The following is an 18,602-nucleotide window of genomic DNA, read 5'->3' on the forward strand; positions in this document are numbered from 1 at the left end:
TCCAGACTTCTCGGTACGCCACAGGAATACTGAACGCGCACTCTCAGCCGGCTTGACGGGTCCGCTGACCCAGCCAGGTCGCCTCGACGGAGGCCAGATCGGCGCGTGGGATGAGTTGCGCAGGAATGCAGCTGCAGCGCGACAGGTTGAAGACCTGACGGCCCTCGGCGGTCATGACGTCCTGCATGACCTTGAGCCCGGGCAGGATACGGCTGTACAGGTGCTCGTCCAGACCACAGGGCGATCTCGCGCCTGTGCTGCCTTCGTAGAAGCGTGGGGCCCGGGCATTGAGGTCGACACCGGCCAGATAGATCTTGCTAAAGCCCAGGTGATAGGCCAGTTGCAAGGCGATGAAGGCAACGGTCCGGACATCGAAGATGCCGTAGTCCATGTCTCGGCTGAAACCGATGTCGCGCGCTCGGCGACTGAGCAAGGTGAGCGTGCGTTCGGCCTGGTCGCGTTCCAGCCCGAGGTAGTGTTCCAGCCGGGTACTGGGCGCTCGTCGCAACGCATGAGCCTTGGCCTGCCGGCTTTCCGCGAGCCGTTCGATCGCCGCGGGCCACAGGGCAAGCCGTTGCGCCTGCTCGATTCCGCGCGCGTAGAGATCAGGTTGCTGCTCGGCAAAGCTCAGGTCGCTGCAGACGTAGAAGAGCGGGCGGATGTCGGTCCCGCTCAGCTTGGCGATGGCGCCGTTCATGGTAATGATCGGCACATCCTGCCAGGCGTCCAGGTTGAGTTCGGCAGCCGAAGGTCCGGAGGCCAGCAGGAGCACCGGGCCCCGTTGGCTGTTACGCAGGGGCGCGAAGTCCTGGCTCACAGCGGCGAGCCACCTGGACGCGCGGCATCGAGGACCTTGGACAGGCGGTTTAAAAGCTGCTCGAGTGGCATACCACCAGCTCCCTGTACGGCAATGACGAAGGTTATTAGTCATACATATTCAACGGTACCGATAAAAAAGTAACCGGGCACCCTGGTGAATGAAGCCACCAACGCTACGTTTTGCCGCTTAGGACTCACTTAAAGTGCCTGTACCGAATGTGGTGCCCATAGCAATTGAAAAACTTGTCTGTGAGCCAGCAGAAGCCAAGGCGGCCCAGGGCCTGGAACGATCCGGAGATCCGCCCTGCCCCCAGCGACATCGCGCCACTCGTGGGAGCTCGCGAACGACCGATCGCCCCTTAACGGAGACACCGCTCCGACGATCAGGAATACCGCGCGGAGAGGCGCCATTCGCGCAGGGCCTCGACCGCTCGCGAATGGCCCTCACCAAGCATGGCAGGGTCACAGTGCTGGAGGTTGCCGCCAGCTGCACTGTGCCTGTACGAGCGCGGTGGACAGGCGCGAGGACTGACGCCGCGCCGGCGCCCTAGGAACCGCGGTAGGTGCTGAAGCCGTAGGGGCTGAGCAACAGCGGGATATGGTAGTGCTGCTCCGGCTGGGTGACGTCGAACACCACGGGGATTTCCGGGAAGAAGGCGCTGCGACCCTGCTGGCGATAGTAGTCGCCGGTCTTGAAGACCACGCGGTATTCCCCCTTCTCGAAGGTCTTTTCCTTGGGAAACAGCGCCGGCACCCGGCCCTGCTCGTTGGTGACCTCTTCCGCCAGCGGCTGCCAGCCCTGCCCCACCTGACGCTCCAGGGTCACGTGCACCCCGGCCGACGGCTTGCCGTCTTCCAGGTTGAGCACATGGACACTCAGGGGATTGGGCGCGGCGACCGCCAAGCCGGACAGGGCCAGACCCGACAACAGCACGAACGTCTTCATGAAAATCTCCTTCAAGGATGAGAGGTGAGGTTGAGGTGTTCAGCGGCCGCCAGCGCACAGCGCTCGTCCGCCCCGCCACCGCCGGCACCGGCGATGCCCAGGGCGCCGACCATCTGGTCGCCTTCGTAGAGCGGGATGCCACCGCCCAGCAGCAGCAACTCGGGCAGGGTGACGAGATTGGCCGCATCCGGGTTCTGCCGGGCACGCTCGGCCAGTGCCTGCGACGGGGTGCGGGTGGACAGGGCGGTAAAGGCCTTGCGCCGCGCCGCCTCGGCGTTGTGCGGTCCGACGCGGGTATCGCGTTGCAGAAGGATCAGTTGACCGCTGCGGTCGAGCACCGCCAGCGCGGCGCTACAGGGCGCGGTCTGCGCCAGGCGCTGGGCAGCCGCGAGGTCGAGATCGGGGTGCTGCGGCAGCGCCGCCTGCGCCTGACCGATGAACGCGGCGCCTAGCATGGCAGTGGAGAGAGAAAGAAAGCGCGACATGATTCGAGGTCCAGGAGATGACCTCGCCAACTTATCCTGATCTTTCGGTCAGGAGCGGGTACCGCAGGATGACAATTTTGTCAGGTTGTTCAGTGAGATAGCTGTCCAGACAAGATCAATAGGTGTCTCCGTAACGCGTGGTACTGCCTGCATGATCAAGACGTTTTCAGCTGACCGAGAGGATGTCCGGTAACTCCTGACCAGGCACTGGTCATCTCCACGCTTGTCATAGCCTGTACACCCATACGAGGAGAACTCATGGCTATCAATGCAGAACTCAAAGCTGAACTCTTGCGCCGGCTGTATCACTCGCACCCGGAAGGGCTGGGCAATGAAATCCTCGATAACCATCACGGCGAAGAGGCCGTGATGGATGTCCTCCAGGACCTGCAAGCGCATGGACTTATCCAGAAAGGCCATCTGTCCACAGACACTCAAGGAAAACGCGCTTTGGTACCGCCCGTTAAGCTGACGTCCGCGGGAGTAGACGTAGCAAAGGACGTTGAGTGATGAAAAGGGCCCATCGCCAGCGTTGGGCCCTTTCAATCAGGCTTCTAATACATCAAGACCAACTGATCCAAGAGACCTGATACCTGCAGCGTCACTGCAGTATTTCTGGACCCGACATCAATGTCAGTTGAGTTGCGGAGAGAAAGAAGGTATCGGTTGCCGCAACGGTACCATGCCGCACAGGGTGTCCTGCGCTATATGGATTAGACTCTGTACGACAAGTGCCTGCGCTCGGTGATGCTGCGTTAAAAGTCAGCTGGATCGCCAGTCCGATCGGAATGCTCGTTTACCACTCGTAACCTCGAGCGCGAGTCCGATCCGCTTCCTCGCCGATTTTGCCCTGCCTGACCTTCGCTCGACGACTTTTCTTACAGAGCCTAGGTCGAGATTGAGTAGAACTCGCTGGATCTACCAAGCCGGCTTGGTCACCGCCTGATCGCGTGATCATAGCGCGAGATTCTGGTTGGCCCCGTGGGGGACCCTTTGGGCATGCGCCAAACCACTGACCGATTCTGCTTGGATTTTGATTCTGTTTTGATCAGAGCCTAAAAACGAAAAAGGCCCAAGCCACTAAGTGCTTGAGCCTTCTCGTTGATTTGGTCGGGACGGAGTGATTCGAACACTCGACCCCTTGCACCCCATGCAAGTGCGCTACCAGGCTGCGCTACGCCCCGACTGTGTTCCTCTAGGGAACGGCGTGCATCTTACTGCAACACTTTGATTAATGGAAGCTTTTTTTCACTTTTTCAGTACGACGAGGACTTCTTCGAGTTCGCTGATCATCTGGCGGATGAGCTGGTGGTACTGCGAACCCTCATCGCGGGTCTCGTCGCCCTGGGTGAGACGCTGGCGCGCCCCGCCGATGGTGAAGCCTTCGTTGTGCAGCAGAGAGCGGATCTGACGGATCATCAGCACGTCGTGACGCTGGTAATAGCGCCGGTTACCGCGGCGCTTCACCGGGTTCAGCTGGGGAAATTCCTGCTCCCAGTAGCGCAGCACGTGCGGTTTGACCAGGCAAAGGTCGCTCACCTCACCGATGGTGAAGTAGCGCTTGCCTGGTATGACCGGCAGTTCGTCGTTATGACTTGGTTCCAGCATAGGCCTCGACCCTGGCTTTGAGTTTCTGCCCGGGGCGGAAGGTCACCACACGGCGTGCCGTGATGGGTATCTCCTCCCCTGTCTTGGGATTGCGTCCGGGGCGCTGGCGCTTGTCGCGCAGGTCGAAGTTGCCGAAACCGGATAACTTGACCTGCTCGTTGCTTTCGAGCGCATGACGAATTTCTTCGAAGAACAGTTCGACCAATTCCTTGGCTTCACGTTTGTTCAGACCGAGCTCTTCAAACAGACGTTCGGCCATCTCAGCTTTCGTCAGGGCCCCCATGCGCTATTTCCTTAACGTGGCGTTGAACCTTCTTTCCAGAGAAACGAGGATTTTCTGCGTCGTTTCGTTGACTTCTTCATCGGTTAATGTGCGCGATGGATGTTGCAAGGTCAAGCCGATGGCGACGCTTTTTCTATGTGGATCAATACCTTTGCCTTGGTAGACGTCGAACAGACGCAGTTCCTTGAGGCCTTCTCCGGCGTTTCCGCGGATGTCGGCCAAGAGGTCGCCTGCGGCGACGGCTTCGTCCACCACCAGTGCCAGGTCACGCCGCACTTCCGGGAAGCGCGACAGCTCGCCAAAGCGCGGCAGGCTGCCGGTGGTCAGGGCATCCAGTGCCAGCTCGAAGAGGAACACCGGGCGATCCACGTCCAGCTCGCGCGCCACTTCCGGGTGCAGGGCGCCCAGATATCCGACTGGCTGCCCTGCCCTTTCGATCAGCGCGGTCTGCCCCGGGTGCAACGCCGGATGCTCGCCCGTGACGAAGCGGAAGTCGCTACCCGCACCAGACTGAGCCAGCAGCGCCTCGACATCGGCCTTGACGTCGAAGAAGTCCACCGCCTCACGTCCGGACGACCAGCTCTCCGGCAGACGCGAACCGCAGACGGCGCCGGCGAGGACGTTTTCCTGCACCAGGCCTTCCAGTTGACCGACGAATCTCAGACCCGACTCGAACAGCCGAACGCGGTCCTGCTGACGGTTAAGGTTGTACTGCACAGCCTTGACCAGACCCGGCCACAGCGACGAGCGCATGGCGGCCATGTCGGTGGAAATGGGATTGGCCAGCATTACCGGCTGGGCCTCAGGGGCGAACAGACGGAAGGTCTTTTCGTCGATGAAGCTGTAGGTGATGGCTTCCTGATAACCACGGGCCACCAGCAGGCGACGCAGCTGGCTCAGCTCGCCCTTGCTCTCGGGCAGGGGCTGCGGCGCCAGGCGGGCCTGGGGGAAACGGATCGGCAGCTGGTTGTAGCCATAGAGGCGCGCCAGTTCTTCGATCAGGTCCACTTCGATGCTGATGTCGAAGCGGTGGCTAGGTACGCCTACCTGCCAGCGACCGGCTTCCAGGCGGGCCACGGCCAGACCCAGACCGCTGAGTAGACGCTCGACCTGGGCATCGTCCAGGGTCAGACCCAGGACGCGCTCGATGCGCTCGGCGCGCAGCAGGATCGGCTCGACCTGCGGCAGGTGCTCGGCACTGACCGCCTCGATCACCGGACCTGGTTCGCCGCCAACGATGTCGAGCAGCAGACGGGTCGCCCGCTCCATGGCCTTGCGTGCCAGCTCGAAGTCCACGCCCCGCTCGAAGCGGTGGGAGGAATCGGTGTGCAAGCCGTAGGAACGAGCCTTGCCGGCCACGGCGATGGTGTCGAAGAAGGCGCTTTCCAAGAACAGATCACGAGTACCGGCGGCGACACCGCTGTGCTCGCCACCCATGACGCCGGCGATAGCCAGGGCGCGTTCGTGGTCGGCGATCACCAGGGTGTCGTTGCGCAGTTCGATGTCCTGGCCATCCAGCAGCACCAGGCGCTCGCCGGCATCGGCCAGACGCACGCGAATGCCGCCCTTGATCTGGTCCAGATCGAAGGCATGCATGGGCTGACCGAGTTCGAGCATCACGTAGTTGGTGACGTCGACGGCGGCGTCGATGCTGCGCACGCCACTGCGGCGCAGACGCTCGACCATCCAGTCCGGCGTGGGACGGGATAGGTCGACGTTGTTGACCACGCGACCCAGGTAGCGCGGGCAGGCCTGGGGCGCCAGCACCTCGACCGGACGGGTCTCCTGGTGAGTAGCCGCCACGGCCTCGACCTGTAGGGGCTCGACGGTGGCGTTGTACAGGGCACCCACTTCCCGCGCCAGACCGGCGATGGACAGGCAGTCGCCGCGGTTCGGGGTCAGGTCGACGTCGATGATGGCGTCGTCCAGTTGCAGGTAGCTGCGGATGCTCTCGCCCACCGGCGCGCCGGCCGGCAGTTCCAGCAGGCCGCTGTTGTCGTCGCTGATCTGCAATTCGCTGGCCGAGCAGAGCATGCCGTGGGATTCCACGCCGCGCAGCTTGGCCTTCTTGATGGTGAAGTCACCCGGCAGCGTGGCGCCGACGGTAGCGAAAGGCACCTTGAGGCCCGCGCGCACATTGGGCGCGCCGCAGACCACCTGGAAGGATTCCTGGCCGTTGCTGACCTGGCAGACATTGAGCTTGTCGGCATCGGGATGGCGCTCGACGGAAACCACCTCGCCGACGATGACGCCCTGGAAGCGCCCGGCCGCCGCTTCGACGCCGTCCACTTCCAGGCCGGCCATGGACAGCCGGGCAACCAGATCCTCGTGCGTAGCCGCAGGGTTCACCCAGCTACGCAGCCATTGTTCACTGAATTTCATAGGACTCCCGTCTGGCAGCTAGCGGAATTGCGCCAGGAAGCGCAGATCGTTGTCGAAGAAGAGGCGCAGGTCGTTGACCCCGTAGCGCAGCATGGCCAGGCGCTCGGCGCCCATGCCAAAGGCGAAGCCCTGGTACTTCTCCGGATCGATGCCGGCCATGCGCAGGACGTTGGGATGGACCATGCCGCAGCCCAGCACCTCGAGCCAGCGCGAAGCCGGTTCGCCATCGCGACTCGGGCGGCGGATGTCCACCTCGGCCGACGGCTCGGTGAAGGGGAAGTAGGAGGGACGGAAGCGGACTTCCAGCTCTTCCTCGAAGAATTCGCGCAGGAAGGTCACCAGGGTGCTCTTGAGATCGGCGAAGCTGACTTCCTCATCGATCACCAGGCCTTCGACCTGATGGAACATCGGCGAGTGGGTCTGATCGCTGTCGCAGCGATAGACACGACCCGGGCAGATGATGCGGATCGGCGGCTGCTGGCTCTCCATGGTGCGGATCTGCACCGGCGAGGTGTGGGTGCGCAGCAGCATGTTGGCGTTGAAGTAGAAGGTGTCGTGCATCGCCCGCGCCGGGTGGTGGCCGGGGATGTTGAGCGCTTCGAAGTTATGGTAGTCGTCTTCGATCTCGGGACCGGTGGCGACGCCATAGCCGATGTTGGCGAACAGACGCTCGATACGCTCCAGGGTACGGGTGACCGGATGCAGACCACCCGAGGCCTGACCGCGCCCGGGCAGGGTCACGTCGATGCGTTCCGCGGCGAGGCGAGCGGCCAGCGCGGCCTGCTCCAGCGTCGCCTTGCGGCTGTTGATTGCGTCCTGGACACGTTCCTTGGCGGCGTTGATCAGCGCGCCAGCCTGGGGACGCTCCTCAGCGGTGAGGTGGCCCAGGGTCTTCATGATCTGGGTCAGCTCACCCTTCTTGCCCAGGTAATTGACCCGGAGCTGTTCCAGGGCATTGGTGTCTTCGGTGTGCCGCACGGCCTCCAGTGCTTGGGAGACCAGCGCATCCAGGTTTTCCATCTAGGGACTCCAGATACAAAATAGGGGAAGAGCTATGAGGCTCTTCCCCTATTGATAACGTTGCTTCGCGCCAGAGGCGCGAGATTGCCGGGGGGCTTAAGCCAGCGAAGCTTTAGCTTTCTCGACAATCGCAGCAAACGCCGCTTTTTCGTTCACGGCCAGATCGGCCAGTACCTTACGGTCGATCTCGATGGCCGCTTTCTTCAGGCCGGCGATCAGACGGCTGTAGGACAGACCGTTGATACGAGCACCAGCGTTGATACGAGCGATCCACAGAGCGCGGAACTGACGCTTCTTCTGACGGCGGTCACGGTAGGCGTATTGGCCTGCCTTGATTACCGCTTGCTTAGCGACGCGGAAGACGCGCGAACGGGCACCGTAGTAGCCTTTGGCGAGCTTCAGGATTTTCTTGTGACGGCGACGAGCGATGACGCCACGCTTAACACGAGCCATGGGTAACTTCCTTTAAATTCTTGACCAGGATTAACGAAGGCGCAGCATGCGCTCAACCTTTTGGACGTCGGATGCATGCATCAGCGACGTACCGCGCAGCTGACGCTTACGCTTGGTGGTCATCTTGGTCAGAATGTGGCTCTTGAAAGCGTGCTTGTGCTTGATGCCACCAGCAGTTTTCACGAAGCGCTTCGCAGCGCCGCTTTTGGTTTTCATCTTTGGCATGTTCGGATACTCCGCATTGAGTGATTACGCATAACAGCAAGGCCTGCCAGTGCCCTGGTAGTTACTTTTTCTTCTTGGGGGCGATGACCATGATGAGTTGGCGTCCTTCCATCTTAGGATGCTGCTCAACGGCGCCGTGTTCGACGAGGTCAGCTTCGACCCGCTTCAACAGCTCCATGCCCAGCTCCTGGTGGGCCATCTCCCGGCCGCGGAATCTCAACGAGACCTTGGCCTTGTCCCCCTCGGTTAGGAAACGTACCAGGTTGCGTAGTTTTACCTGGTAATCCCCTTCTTCCGTCCCTGGACGAAACTTGATTTCTTTGACCTGAGCCTGCTTCTGGTTCTTCTTCGCCGCCGCGACTTGCTTCTTCTTCTCGAAGACGTGCTTGCCGTAGTCCATGATCCGGCAGACCGGGGGTACGGCGTCGGCGGTGATTTCCACCAGATCCAGCTTGGCGTCTTCAGCAGCCTGCAGGGCCTCCTGGATGGAGACGATGCCTACTTGCTGACCATCGGCGCCAATAAGGCGAACTTCCCGGGCGGTGATATTTTCGTTGATCGGTGCCCGGGGTGCGGCTCGCTTGTCTTGTCTCATGTCACGCTGCTTGATAGTGATTACTCCGAATCTTGCCGGCCACGCCGGGAAACCGCTTGCGTGAGCAGCTCGCGGAAACGCTCGACGGGCATGGAGCCCAGATCTACGCCTTCACGGGTACGCACGGCAACGGATCGTGTCTCAACCTCCCGGTCTCCAATAACCAGGAGATAGGGAACCTTGAGCAAAGTATGCTCGCGGATTTTAAAGCCGATCTTCTCGTTTCTCAAGTCGGCTTTGGCCCGGAAGCCCTCAGCGTTCAATTCGCCGACGACCTGCTGGGCGAAATCGGCCTGTTTGTCGGTGATATTGAGTACCACCGCCTGGGTCGGAGCGAGCCAGGCCGGGAACAGACCGGCATAATGCTCGATGAGCATGCCGATGAAGCGCTCGAAGGAACCGAGGATGGCACGGTGCAGCATCACCGGGCGCTGACGACTGTTGTCCTCGGAGATGTAGCTGGCGTCGAGGCGCTCCGGCAGGTTGGGATCGTACTGCAGGGTACCACACTGCCAGTTACGCCCCAGGCAGTCCTTGAGGGTGAATTCGATCTTGGGCCCGTAGAAGGCGCCCTCGCCCGGCTGGTATTCCCACTCCAGACCCGAGGCGTCCAGGGCATCGGCCAGCGCCTTCTCGGCGCGATCCCACAGCTCTTCGGAACCGACGCGCTTGGCCGGTCGGGTGGAGAGCTTCATGATCACGTCGGTGAAGCCGAAGTCGGCATAGACCTGCAGAGTCAGCTTGATGAAGTCGGCCGCTTCCTTCTCTACCTGCTCTTCGGTACAGAAGATGTGGGCGTCGTCCTGGGTGAAGCCGCGTACGCGCATGATGCCGTGCAGGGCGCCGGACGGCTCGTTGCGGTGGCAGGCACCGAACTCGGCCAGGCGCAGCGGCAGGTCGCGGTAGGACTTCAGACCCTGGTTGAACACCTGCACGTGGCAGGGGCAGTTCATTGGCTTGACCGCGAAGTCACGGTTTTCCGACGCCGTGGTGAACATGTTCTCGGCGTAGTTGGACCAGTGACCCGAGCGCTCCCAGAGGATGCGATCGACCACCTGGGGCGTCTTGATCTCCTGGTAGCCGTGGTCGCGCTGGACCTTACGCATGTACTGCTCGAGCACCTGGTAGACGGTCCAGCCATTGGCGTGCCAGAACACCATGCCGGGCGCTTCTTCCTGCAGGTGGAAGAGATCGAGCTGCTTGCCGATGCGGCGATGGTCGCGCTTCTCGGCTTCCTCGATGCGCTGGATGTAGGCCGCCAGCTGCTTCTTGTCCGCCCAGGCGGTGCCATAGATACGCTGCAGCTGCTCGTTCTTGGCGTCGCCACGCCAGTAGGCGCCGGACAGCTTGGTCAGCTTGAACGCCTTGAGGAAGCGGGTGTTGGGCACGTGCGGGCCCCGGCACATGTCGACGTATTCCTCGTGGTAGTACAGGCCCATGGCCTGCTCCTCGGGCATGTCGTCGATCAGGCGCAACTTGTACTCCTCACCCCGGGCCTTGAACACCTCGATGACTTCGGCGCGCGGCGTCATCTTCTTGATGACGTCGTAGTCCTTGTCGATCAGCTCGCGCATCCGCGTCTCGATGGCCGAGAGGTCATCCAGGGTAAAGGGACGCTCGAAGGAGATGTCGTAGTAGAAGCCTTCGTCGATCACCGGGCCAATGACCATCTTGGCGGTCGGGAACAGCTGCTTGACCGCATGACCTACTAGGTGGGCGCAGGAGTGGCGAATGATCTCCAGGCCGTCCTCGTCCTTGGCGGTGATGATCTGCAGGTTAGCATCCTGCTCGATGAGATCGCTGGCATCGCGCAGCTGGCCGTCGACGCGACCGGCGATGGTGGCCTTGGCAAGACCGGCACCAATGGATTGGGCGACTTCGGCTACGGTGACGGGCTTGTCGAATGGACGTTGGCTACCGTCGGGGAGAGTAATGACAGGCATGGCGCCTCCTCAACTCAGTGGTGACCCATACCAAGGGCCACATGGTGGGATTGGCCAGTAAGCAGCCGCACCGCTGGAAATCCCGCCGCACAGTGGCAGGGCCGCAAGGCATTCCGGGCGACGCGAAAGGATCACTGGAAAGTTTGGGACGGAAATCCTTTCAGAAACTGAGACCTGGCGCAACCTCGCAAGGGGCGGTTGCCCGCTCAACGTGCCACGTTGGGGTACTTCTTGAGGAACTGCTTCTGCATTTCCTGGCAGTTTTCCATCAGCGCCTGGCGATCCGCCGGCGAGGTGTCCGCGGCATTGGCCCGCGCCAGGCACTGGTCGATGGCCTGCTGCTCGTTGGCGCGGCTGACCGGCGTGGCATTGTGGCGATAGACGTAGATGATGGAGCCGAAGACCACGACCGCGAACAGGATCGACAGCAGGATCAACCCCAGGCAACCACCCTTGCCGATCTGCCGGCCTTCACCACCCTGCGTCATCATTCGCTCCTCGTTGTGGCGGGCCCATGCTCGCGCCTGGCGAGGCAGTGGAGCCCCAGGAAAAATCGTCCGCCAGTCTACGTGAAAACCTGGATCGCCACGACCGAGGCAAGCGGTCACACCCCTACCCGCCTGAGGGATCCGCATAAACCTTAGACTTCCAAAAGTTCTTCCAGGCGAAACATATTCACACGAGATTCAACCAAAGGCGTCCTTGGTTAACGCCCGACAAGATTACCCGCATTTAACAGCGCAAGACTGTTCAGCGGCTATTCAAGAAAAGCTCGGCTCCTATTAATCCAGTGTTAAGGGATCCGGCGGAGTATCGATTCCAGGCACTACAGAACAAGGTTCTGTTACCTGAGCGATAACCCTACTTCAATTGTATATCCGCTGGAGGCAGCACATGAACGTCAAGAATAAACTGGCAAAGAGCCTGCTGGTCGTCGCCGTCGTAGCCGCCTGCTCGTCTGCGGCCTTCGCCGCCACCCAAGCCCCCTCGCCCAGCGAACTGGGCAATTTCCAGGCGCTGTCCACTCAAGGCCAAAGAGCCTTCACCGATATATCCACCGCACGCCTGGAACTCTTTCAAGGGCAAACGAAGAAAGCGGTAAGCCATGTCAAGGATGCGCAACAGGCACTCAAACTTGCACAGTCGGATAATACCGCGCTGAAAAAAGCCGCGAGTGAATTACAGGTCAAGGATAATCAGGGCAAGGCCGATACCAGTACCACCGTAACCTCCTGGTTACCTATCTGGGGCGATACCGTGGTGCAGGACAGTTATATGGCCAGCCCGCAGAAAGTTAAGGCAGTGGCCGATGCCAATAACAAACTCAAACATGGCGACGCCAAGGGTGCTGCGGAAACCCTGCGCCTGGCCGATGTGGATATCGATACGGCCATTGCCCTGGCACCGCTCAAGCAGACCATGACGGACGTCGACCAGGCGGCCAAGCAACTGGCCAGCGACAAGTTCTATGAAGCCAACCTGACGCTCAAGCAGGCTCAGGATGGCGTGCGCTACGCCTCGACGGCCCTGGACTTCACGGCGAACAAACACGGGCTGCAGCCGGCGGGCTCCTTCACCGAGACCGTTACCCCGAGCAGCTGATGGCTTGGGGCGGACAACAGGGCGATCGCGAGATCGCCCTGTTCGAACCCAGCACGCCTGGCTGACCAAAGGCTACCGAGCAGGTAAACGAAAACTGGATCGCCCTTCTTACCCACCAGCCGTGCGGGTTTTGTCAGGCAAGATAGGATTCAAGCCAATACCCCTTCTGCAAGAAGCGTCGGCAAGACAGATCTACCGCATTCAGCGCTCCCACCCTCAACGTACCCATTCAGCGGACGCAAGCTGTCGCTTAGAAGAGCCAGTAGGCCTGTGGCGGGCACCTAAGCTTGTCACCGGGTAAAGGCTTCGCTTTCCCAGCCTCGCATACGCCTTTCCCCCTTTCCTCTCAATAGCAGCTCTGCCAGGCCCTGCTGACACGCCCCAGCTGCCAAGTCGCCCGGTTCAGGCCTAGCCATTTCCTTCCGCGAACATCAGCCAGGAAATGCACGATTATGCGCGGTCTTGCTTAATCATGCCCGTTCGGCTAACACTGATATGAGGTGTGATAACCCTTTACCGTCGCCTTATTTCGGAGCACTCCCATGCAACACGTGCAACTCGCCACCCAACAACGCTCGGGAGCGATCGAGCAATGGGCGACCCGCGCCGGCTTCCTCATTGCGGGTTCGGCCATGGCCGCGTGGGCACCCCTGGTGCCCGTCGCCAAGGCGAGGATCGGCGCCGATGATTCGACGCTTGGCCTCCTGCTGCTTTGCCTGGGCCTGGGATCCATTGTCGCGATGCCCATCGTCGGCATCCTCGCCAGCCGCTTTGGGTGCCGCGCGGTGATCGCGACCAGCTCGGTGGCACTGGCCCTCGTGCTGCCGCTGCTGGCCGTCGCCGATTCGATTTTCGGCATGGCCATCGCCTTGGCTTTGTTCGGGGCAAGCGTTGGCGCTCTGGACGTCGCCATCAACACTCAGGCGGTGATGGTCGAGAAGGACAGCGGTCGCAACATGATGTCCGGCTTCCACGGCCTGTTCAGTGTCGGCGGCATTGTCGGTGCCGGCGGCATGAGCGTTCTGCTGGGAGCTGGAATCCAACCGCTGGTGGCGACCCTGGTGTTCAGCGCCCTGCTGATCGTGCTACTCGCGGCCTCAATCAAGGGTCTGTTGCCCTACGGTAATCATGACGCGGAGCATACCCCGCTATTTACACTGCCCCGCGGGATCGTCGCCTTCATCGGCTTGCTGTGTTTTCTGATTTTTCTCGGTGAAGGCGCGATCCTGGACTGGAGCGCCTTGTTCCTGATCGATGCCCATGACGTCGCCCCGGCACAGGCCGGCTTTGGTTACACGGTATTCGCGTTGGCCATGACCCTTGGTCGTCTGACCGGGGATTGGATCGTGAAGACGCTGGGCGGCCTGAAAGTGGTCGTAGGCGGCGGCCTACTCGCCGCGGCAGGCTTTCTGATGGCGGTGCTGGCACCCAGCCAGCCCTTTGCCTTCGCCGGCTTTCTGCTCGTTGGCCTCGGAGCCTCCAACATCGTCCCGGTGCTCTTCAGTGCCGCAGGACGGCAGACCCGGATGCCTCCAAGCCACGCCATTGCCGCGATCACCACCATCGGCTACGCCGGCATTCTCATCGGTCCGGCAGCGATCGGTTTCGTGGCCCAGCATTGGAGTTTGAGTGCAGCGCTGGTGCTAGTGGGGGGCGGGATGGCGTTTGTTGCGCTCACCTGGCCGATGACAGCAAGACAACAGAACGCCTAACGCTTCACCTTCGCCAGAGCCTGGCAGCCGCGATCGAGCCCTTGGCAACGGCGGAATGGCATAGTCGCCGGTCACTGCTCCTTCTTCCATGCGGATCGAGCACCAGGCTCTCGGCTCAGGCCCCTTTCCAAAGGAACACACCAGACGCCAGGGGGTCATGTCGATCCGACAGGGTTTCGCTATCACCAAGAAGGCCAAGGCGAACAGGTCGTTGAGTATCAGGCCGCCGGGACGGATCAGCAGCCCTGACAGCTGAACGCCTTCCCATCTCATCCCCAAACGAAAAAAGGGCGACCCTTTCGGATCGCCCTTCTTCTTACCCGCCAGCAGTGCGGGTTTTGTTTGGTAGGCACGATTGGATTCGAACCAACGACCCCCACCATGTCAAGGTGGTGCTCTAACCAACTGAGCTACGTGCCTGCTGTGGGTGCGCATTCTACAGCGCGAGACTTTAGCGTCAAGCCCTTTTTTCAGCTAAACGCCTGAAAACGTGAAATTTTTTTTGAGGTCTAGGAAAGACGCCGGGCTGGGCGCCGTGGATAGAGCAGGATGGAAAGCCAGAGCGCGAGGGTTTCCACTGTCACCGCCAGCGCCAATCCCAGCCCTATTCCCCAGCCGATGGCTTCGGGGGTAAGGACCACCTGATAGCGATATTGCCGCAGGGTCTCGTCACGCAGCTCGCCGTTGGGCCGTACCAGGATGTGCCAGGCCCGCTGGTACCAGGGGCCTTGCAAGGCCTGCCATTCTTCGTTGAACAGCGCGTTACGGCGCATCAGTACGCCAAGGCTGTCGGCGTCGCTGCGAAAGACCGGATCCTCGCTGGCCCGGTAATGCGCCAGCAGGCCGTCGAGGCTGCCCTCGAAATATTGCTGCGCGGTCCGCCTGAAACCGCTCAGGGCCTGATCGGACTCCAGGCGATGGGCATCCACGCACTGCTCGTAGTCGAGCATGAAACCGGGGATCTGCACCCCTACCAGCAAGGCCAGGGTGAACAACAGCAGACGAATATAGCTGCGCAGCATCGTGAGGTAGGTTCCTGTCTAGACGCGACCCTGGGTGACGATCTCGCCATCCCACCAGAGATGCCATTCCCCCGGCTGATGCAGGGTCCAGACCTCGTCGCAGGTCAGCGGCTCGGTGGCGATGATGGTGACGACATCATTGGGCGTGGTCTCGGCCTTGAAGTCGATGCGTACTTCCGCATCACGCAACTGGGCCGGACCGAAGGGGGAACGGCGGGTGATATGGGCCAGCTTGGTGGTGCAGAAGCTGAACAGCCAGTCGCCATCGCTGAGCAGGCAGTTGAAGACGCCCTTCTTGCGAAAACCATCGCAGGCGTTCACCAGTTGCGGCAGCAGCATCTCCACCGGGACGGGTTCGGGAAAGCGCTCGCGAACCTGATCCAGCAGACTGCAAAAGGCCGTCTCGCTGTCGGTAGTGCCTACCGGTCGGTAGAAACGCGGCTCGGGATGAAAATCCTGCAGCTGGCCATTGTGGGCAAAGCTCCAATAGCGCCCGCCCAGCTCGCGCACGAAGGGATGGGTGTTGGCCAGATTGACCGCCCCGACATTGGCGTGGCGGATATGGCCGATCACCGTGTGGCTCTTGATCGGATAGCCCTGGACCAGCTTGGCCACTTCGGAATCGGCGCCCGGCAAGGCATCCTTGAACAGGTGCAGGCCCCTACCCTCGTAGAAGGCCACGCCCCAGCCGTCTCGATGCGGACCGGTACGACCGCCGCGCTGCATGAGGCCCTGGAGACTGAAGACCAGATCCGTGGGCACGTTGGCACTCATGCCCAGCAATTCGCACATGTCCGTCCCTCCGGGGTGGCTGCCTGGTTCAACGGCGGCTGCAGCCGCTGCCCTTCGCGGTCATGCTGAAGGGGTCACGGCCCAGGCGCAAGCCTGGATTACAGACGGGGTTCAACGCGCTCGCTGCGGCCACGGGGCTCACGGCGCTCCGCAGGTGCTGCCGGGCTGCGCAGTGCCGTCGGCGATTCCGGCTGTGGATCATCCGCAGGGCTTTCCGCGGCGACCGACGCAGGACGCAGATGGGAGCGGCGGTACAGCCAGCGACAAAGGACGAAGATCAGGTAGAGCACCACGCCGATGGTGCCAGCCGCCGCCAGATTGGCCACGGCCGACCAGGCACTGTTGCCGACCTTGAACACCAGGTCCAGCACCGTCACGGCGATGGCCGGCGCATAGAGGCCATGCTCGGCATCCACCAGGGCCGGGGTCACCAGCAATACGGCCACCACCAGGCGGATAGGTTCGCGCAACCAGCGCCAGAGCCAACCGGTGGCCTTGAAAGACACCACCAACAGCAGCAGCGCGGCGACGGCGTAGACGGCCCAGGCGATCAGGTACTCTTGCTCGGTCATTGCGATCCATGGCGATAGCGGAAAGGAGAAGCCTATGATAGCGGTTTTGCCCCGCCCGCGTGTCTTTGCGCGGCGCCCAAGGAGCCCGCATGACCCAAGCCCCCACCACCCGCCGCGCCCCTGGCGACGATCCCTACGTCTGGCTGGAAAGCCGTGACGCTCCCGAGGTACTGGCGCACCTGGAAGCCGAGAATGCCTACCTGGAAGCCGAGCTGGCACCCGAGGCCGCCCTGCGCGAGCAGCTGTTCGAGGAGATCCGTACACGCATCCGCGAGACGGACCTGTCGCTGCCCGTCCCTCGCGGTGACTACCTCTACTATCAGCGGACCCAGGCCGGTGACGAATACGGCCGCAACTATCGCTGCCGCCGCCCAGCCGACGGCGACCTCACGCCCGATCCGGCGACCGAAGAATTGCTGTTCGACGGCAACGCCATCGCCGACGGCGGCTTTCTCTCGGTCGGCCGCTTCACCATCAGCCCGGACCAGACCCGACTCGCCTACAGCCTCGACCAGGTCGGTGACGAGACCTACCGGCTCTATGTGAAGGAACTGGCCACCGGCATAGTGACCGAACTGCCCTTCGAGGAGTGCGACGGCAGCCTGACCTGGGCCAATGACAGCCGCACCCTGTTCTTTGGCGAGCGCGACGAATCCCATCGTCCGCACAAGCTCTATCGCTACCACCTGGGCGATGCCGAGCCGCAACTGGTCTTCCACGAGACCGACGGGCGCTTCTTTCTCGGCTGCTATCGTTCGAGCTCCGAACGCAAGCTGCTGCTTTTGTCGCACAGCAAGACCACCAGCGAAGCCTGGGTGCTGGACGCGGACCGGCCGGACGCGGCCTTCGTCTGCCTGGCGCCCCGCGAAGAAGGTCATGAGTATTTCCCCGATCATGGCGTCGATGGCTGGTACATCCGCAGCAACCAGGACGGCATCAACTTCGCGCTCTACCAGGCCGCCGAGGAAAGTCCCACGCGCTCGCACTGGCAGCTGCTGGTACCTCACGATCCCGCGGTGATGCTGGAGGACGCCAGCCTCGGCGCCCAGGCGCTGGTCTTGAGCCTGCGCACCGCCGGGTTGCCGATCCTGGAGGTTCGCCCCTATGGTCAGGCTTCCTACCGGGTCGACCTGCCGGACGAGGTCTACAGTCTCGATGCCATGGACGTGCTAGAATTCGACAGTCCGGTCATGCGCCTGCGCTACGAAGCGCTCAATCGCCCGGCCGAGATCCGCGAACTGGACCTGGTAAGCGGTACCCAGCGAGTGCTCAAGCAGGTGCCGGTGGAAGGCCCCTTCGACGCCGACGCCTACGAGAGCCGCCGCCTGTGGGCCACCGCCGCGGACGGCACGCGCATTCCCATCAGCCTGGTCGGTCGGCGCGACCTGCCGCAAAGCGCTCCGCTGTACCTCTATGGCTACGGCGCCTATGGCCATAGCCTCGATCCCTGGTTCTCCCATGCGCGCCTGAGCCTGCTGGATCGTGGCGTGCGCTTCGCCATCGCCCATGTGCGCGGCGGCGGCGAACTGGGTGAAGCCTGGTATCGCAGCGGCAAGCTGGAACACAAGCAGAACACCTTCGATGACTTCATCGCCTGCACCGAGCATCTGCTGGAGCAGGGCCTGACGACACCGCAACAGGTGGTCATCAGCGGCGGCAGTGCCGGCGGTCTGCTGATCGGCGCCGTGCTCAATCAGCGGCCCGAGCTCTATGCCGCGGCCATTGCCGAGGTGCCCTTCGTCGACGTACTCAACACCATGCTCAAACCGGATCTGCCTTTGACCGTGACCGAGTACGACGAGTGGGGCGATCCGAACGAGCCCGAGGTGAGGGCGCGCATCGCCAGCTACGCGCCCTACGAAAACGTCAAGGCCCAGGCCTATCCGGCCATCCTGGCGGTGGCGGGCTATCACGACACCCGGGTGCAGTATTGGGAAGCCGCCAAGTGGGTGGCGCGGCTGCGCGAGCGGCGGACCGATCAGGCGCCCCTGCTCCTGCTCAAAACCGAATTCGGCGCCGGACACGGCGGCATGAGCGGGCGTTACCAGGCGTTGCGCGACGTGGCCCTGGAATACGCCTTCGTCTTCCGGGTACTGGGCCTGACCGGCTAGGGAACGGCAGGGGCTCTGGGCAGGTCTTTTCC

Annotated in this window: 19 protein-coding genes and 2 tRNA genes; 4 read left to right on the forward strand and 17 right to left on the reverse strand. The window is 62.1% G+C overall.

The features are described from left to right. Positions 1-43 precede the first annotated feature (43 nt). From C722_RS0101655 to C722_RS0101670, 3 genes are all read right to left on the reverse strand, one after another. Positions 44-817 (reverse strand): LPS biosynthesis protein, encoded by a 774-nt coding sequence (locus tag C722_RS0101655; protein WP_017638827.1) that lies wholly within the window; start codon positions 815-817, stop codon positions 44-46. A gap of 549 nt (positions 818-1,366) precedes the next feature. Next, entirely contained in the window at positions 1,367-1,765 is a 399-nt protein-coding gene (gene uraH / locus C722_RS0101665) for a hydroxyisourate hydrolase (RefSeq protein ID WP_017638829.1), read from the reverse strand. 11 nt (positions 1,766-1,776) lie between these two features. Next, on the reverse strand, positions 1,777-2,250 hold the full coding sequence (locus tag C722_RS0101670; RefSeq protein WP_017638830.1) for a heme-binding protein: 474 nt from the start codon (positions 2,248-2,250) through the stop codon (positions 1,777-1,779). Positions 2,251-2,508: 258 nt separating this feature from the next. Here C722_RS0101670 and C722_RS25600 point away from each other — a divergent pair, with 258 nt between their 5' ends. Further along, the gene (locus tag C722_RS25600; RefSeq protein ID WP_081594562.1) at positions 2,509-2,760 is read left to right on the forward strand and encodes a hypothetical protein; all 252 of its coding nucleotides are present in this window, start codon (positions 2,509-2,511) and stop codon (positions 2,758-2,760) included. 597 nt (positions 2,761-3,357) lie between these two features. On the opposite strand, the gene C722_RS0101680 is transcribed toward C722_RS25600, so the two are convergent. From C722_RS0101680 to C722_RS0101725, 10 genes are all read right to left on the reverse strand, one after another. After that, positions 3,358-3,434: transfer RNA gene (locus tag C722_RS0101680), tRNA-Pro, on the reverse strand. A gap of 64 nt (positions 3,435-3,498) precedes the next feature. Then, a complete protein-coding gene (locus C722_RS0101685; RefSeq protein ID WP_017638832.1) occupies positions 3,499-3,858 on the reverse strand; it encodes a MerR family transcriptional regulator in 360 nt (119 codons plus the stop codon). Then, complete coding sequence (gene ihfA / locus C722_RS0101690; protein WP_007159196.1) at positions 3,839-4,141, reverse strand: integration host factor subunit alpha; 303 nt, start codon at positions 4,139-4,141, stop codon at positions 3,839-3,841. Before ihfA ends, C722_RS0101685 begins: the two co-directional genes overlap by 20 nt. Positions 4,142-4,144: 3 nt before the next feature. Next, positions 4,145-6,523: a phenylalanine--tRNA ligase subunit beta gene (gene pheT / locus C722_RS0101695; RefSeq protein ID WP_017638833.1), complete on the reverse strand. Its 2,379-nt coding sequence runs from the start codon at positions 6,521-6,523 to the stop codon at positions 4,145-4,147. 18 nt (positions 6,524-6,541) lie between these two features. Continuing rightward, positions 6,542-7,543 carry a phenylalanine--tRNA ligase subunit alpha gene (gene pheS, locus C722_RS0101700; RefSeq protein ID WP_017638834.1) on the reverse strand — a complete coding sequence of 334 codons (1,002 nt, stop codon included), beginning with the start codon at positions 7,541-7,543 and terminating at the stop codon, positions 6,542-6,544. A gap of 96 nt (positions 7,544-7,639) precedes the next feature. Next, positions 7,640-7,996 (reverse strand): 50S ribosomal protein L20, encoded by a 357-nt coding sequence (gene rplT / locus C722_RS0101705; protein WP_007159199.1) that lies wholly within the window; start codon positions 7,994-7,996, stop codon positions 7,640-7,642. Between the two features lie 30 nt (positions 7,997-8,026). Continuing rightward, a complete protein-coding gene (rpmI, locus tag C722_RS0101710; protein ID WP_007159200.1) occupies positions 8,027-8,221 on the reverse strand; it encodes a 50S ribosomal protein L35 in 195 nt (64 codons plus the stop codon). Positions 8,222-8,282: 61 nt separating this feature from the next. Then, entirely contained in the window at positions 8,283-8,816 is a 534-nt protein-coding gene (gene infC, locus C722_RS0101715; protein WP_017638835.1) for a translation initiation factor IF-3, read from the reverse strand. 20 nt (positions 8,817-8,836) lie between these two features. Beyond that, a complete protein-coding gene (gene thrS, locus C722_RS0101720) occupies positions 8,837-10,759 on the reverse strand; it encodes a threonine--tRNA ligase (RefSeq protein WP_017638836.1) in 1,923 nt (640 codons plus the stop codon). A gap of 206 nt (positions 10,760-10,965) precedes the next feature. Then, on the reverse strand, positions 10,966-11,250 hold the full coding sequence (locus C722_RS0101725) for a hypothetical protein (RefSeq protein WP_177323646.1): 285 nt from the start codon (positions 11,248-11,250) through the stop codon (positions 10,966-10,968). A 403-nt stretch (positions 11,251-11,653) separates the two neighbouring features. Here C722_RS0101725 and C722_RS0101730 point away from each other — a divergent pair, with 403 nt between their 5' ends. Together C722_RS0101730 and C722_RS0101735 are read left to right on the forward strand one after the other, a co-directional pair. After that, on the forward strand, positions 11,654-12,361 hold the full coding sequence (locus tag C722_RS0101730) for a YfdX family protein (protein WP_017638838.1): 708 nt from the start codon (positions 11,654-11,656) through the stop codon (positions 12,359-12,361). Between the two features lie 542 nt (positions 12,362-12,903). Further along, complete coding sequence (locus tag C722_RS0101735) at positions 12,904-14,073, forward strand: MFS transporter (protein ID WP_017638839.1); 1,170 nt, start codon at positions 12,904-12,906, stop codon at positions 14,071-14,073. Positions 14,074-14,416: 343 nt separating this feature from the next. Here C722_RS0101735 and C722_RS0101740 read toward each other — a convergent pair. From C722_RS0101740 to C722_RS0101755, 4 genes are all read right to left on the reverse strand, one after another. Continuing rightward, positions 14,417-14,493, reverse strand: a tRNA-Val gene (locus tag C722_RS0101740). A gap of 89 nt (positions 14,494-14,582) precedes the next feature. Further along, a complete protein-coding gene (locus C722_RS0101745) occupies positions 14,583-15,095 on the reverse strand; it encodes a DUF2937 family protein (protein WP_017638840.1) in 513 nt (170 codons plus the stop codon). A gap of 18 nt (positions 15,096-15,113) precedes the next feature. Continuing rightward, positions 15,114-15,887, reverse strand: coding sequence for a class II glutamine amidotransferase (locus C722_RS0101750; RefSeq protein ID WP_017638841.1), 774 nt, complete (start codon positions 15,885-15,887; stop codon positions 15,114-15,116). Positions 15,888-15,985: 98 nt separating this feature from the next. Continuing rightward, the gene (locus C722_RS0101755; protein ID WP_017638842.1) at positions 15,986-16,459 is read right to left on the reverse strand and encodes a hypothetical protein; all 474 of its coding nucleotides are present in this window, start codon (positions 16,457-16,459) and stop codon (positions 15,986-15,988) included. An 89-nt stretch (positions 16,460-16,548) separates the two neighbouring features. Between C722_RS0101755 and C722_RS0101760 the strand changes: the two genes are divergently transcribed. Continuing rightward, the gene (locus C722_RS0101760; protein WP_017638843.1) at positions 16,549-18,570 is read left to right on the forward strand and encodes a S9 family peptidase; all 2,022 of its coding nucleotides are present in this window, start codon (positions 16,549-16,551) and stop codon (positions 18,568-18,570) included. Positions 18,571-18,602 lie beyond the last annotated feature (32 nt).

The organism is Pseudomonas sp. 313, from assembly GCF_000316965.1.
Lineage (GTDB): Bacteria > Pseudomonadota > Gammaproteobacteria > Pseudomonadales > Pseudomonadaceae > Chryseomonas > Chryseomonas benzopyrenica.

Coding starts and splice junctions, on each gene's coding strand:
- ihfA (WP_007159196.1), bottom strand. CDS start 4,141: ATGGGGGCCCTGACGAAAGCTGAGATGGCCGAACGTCTGTTTGAAGAG.
- C722_RS0101735 (WP_017638839.1), top strand. CDS start 12,904: ATGCAACACGTGCAACTCGCCACCCAACAACGCTCGGGAGCGATCGAG.
- pheS (WP_017638834.1), bottom strand. CDS start 7,543: ATGGAAAACCTGGATGCGCTGGTCTCCCAAGCACTGGAGGCCGTGCGG.
- rplT (WP_007159199.1), bottom strand. CDS start 7,996: ATGGCTCGTGTTAAGCGTGGCGTCATCGCTCGTCGCCGTCACAAGAAA.
- rpmI (WP_007159200.1), bottom strand. CDS start 8,221: ATGCCAAAGATGAAAACCAAAAGCGGCGCTGCGAAGCGCTTCGTGAAA.
- C722_RS0101750 (WP_017638841.1), bottom strand. CDS start 15,887: ATGTGCGAATTGCTGGGCATGAGTGCCAACGTGCCCACGGATCTGGTC.
- C722_RS25600 (WP_081594562.1), top strand. CDS start 2,509: ATGGCTATCAATGCAGAACTCAAAGCTGAACTCTTGCGCCGGCTGTAT.
- C722_RS0101725 (WP_177323646.1), bottom strand. CDS start 11,250: ATGATGACGCAGGGTGGTGAAGGCCGGCAGATCGGCAAGGGTGGTTGC.
- C722_RS0101685 (WP_017638832.1), bottom strand. CDS start 3,858: ATGCTGGAACCAAGTCATAACGACGAACTGCCGGTCATACCAGGCAAG.
- C722_RS0101755 (WP_017638842.1), bottom strand. CDS start 16,459: ATGACCGAGCAAGAGTACCTGATCGCCTGGGCCGTCTACGCCGTCGCC.
- thrS (WP_017638836.1), bottom strand. CDS start 10,759: ATGCCTGTCATTACTCTCCCCGACGGTAGCCAACGTCCATTCGACAAG.
- C722_RS0101745 (WP_017638840.1), bottom strand. CDS start 15,095: ATGCTGCGCAGCTATATTCGTCTGCTGTTGTTCACCCTGGCCTTGCTG.
- infC (WP_017638835.1), bottom strand. CDS start 8,816: ATGAGACAAGACAAGCGAGCCGCACCCCGGGCACCGATCAACGAAAAT.
- C722_RS0101760 (WP_017638843.1), top strand. CDS start 16,549: ATGACCCAAGCCCCCACCACCCGCCGCGCCCCTGGCGACGATCCCTAC.
- uraH (WP_017638829.1), bottom strand. CDS start 1,765: ATGAAGACGTTCGTGCTGTTGTCGGGTCTGGCCCTGTCCGGCTTGGCG.
- C722_RS0101730 (WP_017638838.1), top strand. CDS start 11,654: ATGAACGTCAAGAATAAACTGGCAAAGAGCCTGCTGGTCGTCGCCGTC.
- C722_RS0101670 (WP_017638830.1), bottom strand. CDS start 2,250: ATGTCGCGCTTTCTTTCTCTCTCCACTGCCATGCTAGGCGCCGCGTTC.
- pheT (WP_017638833.1), bottom strand. CDS start 6,523: ATGAAATTCAGTGAACAATGGCTGCGTAGCTGGGTGAACCCTGCGGCT.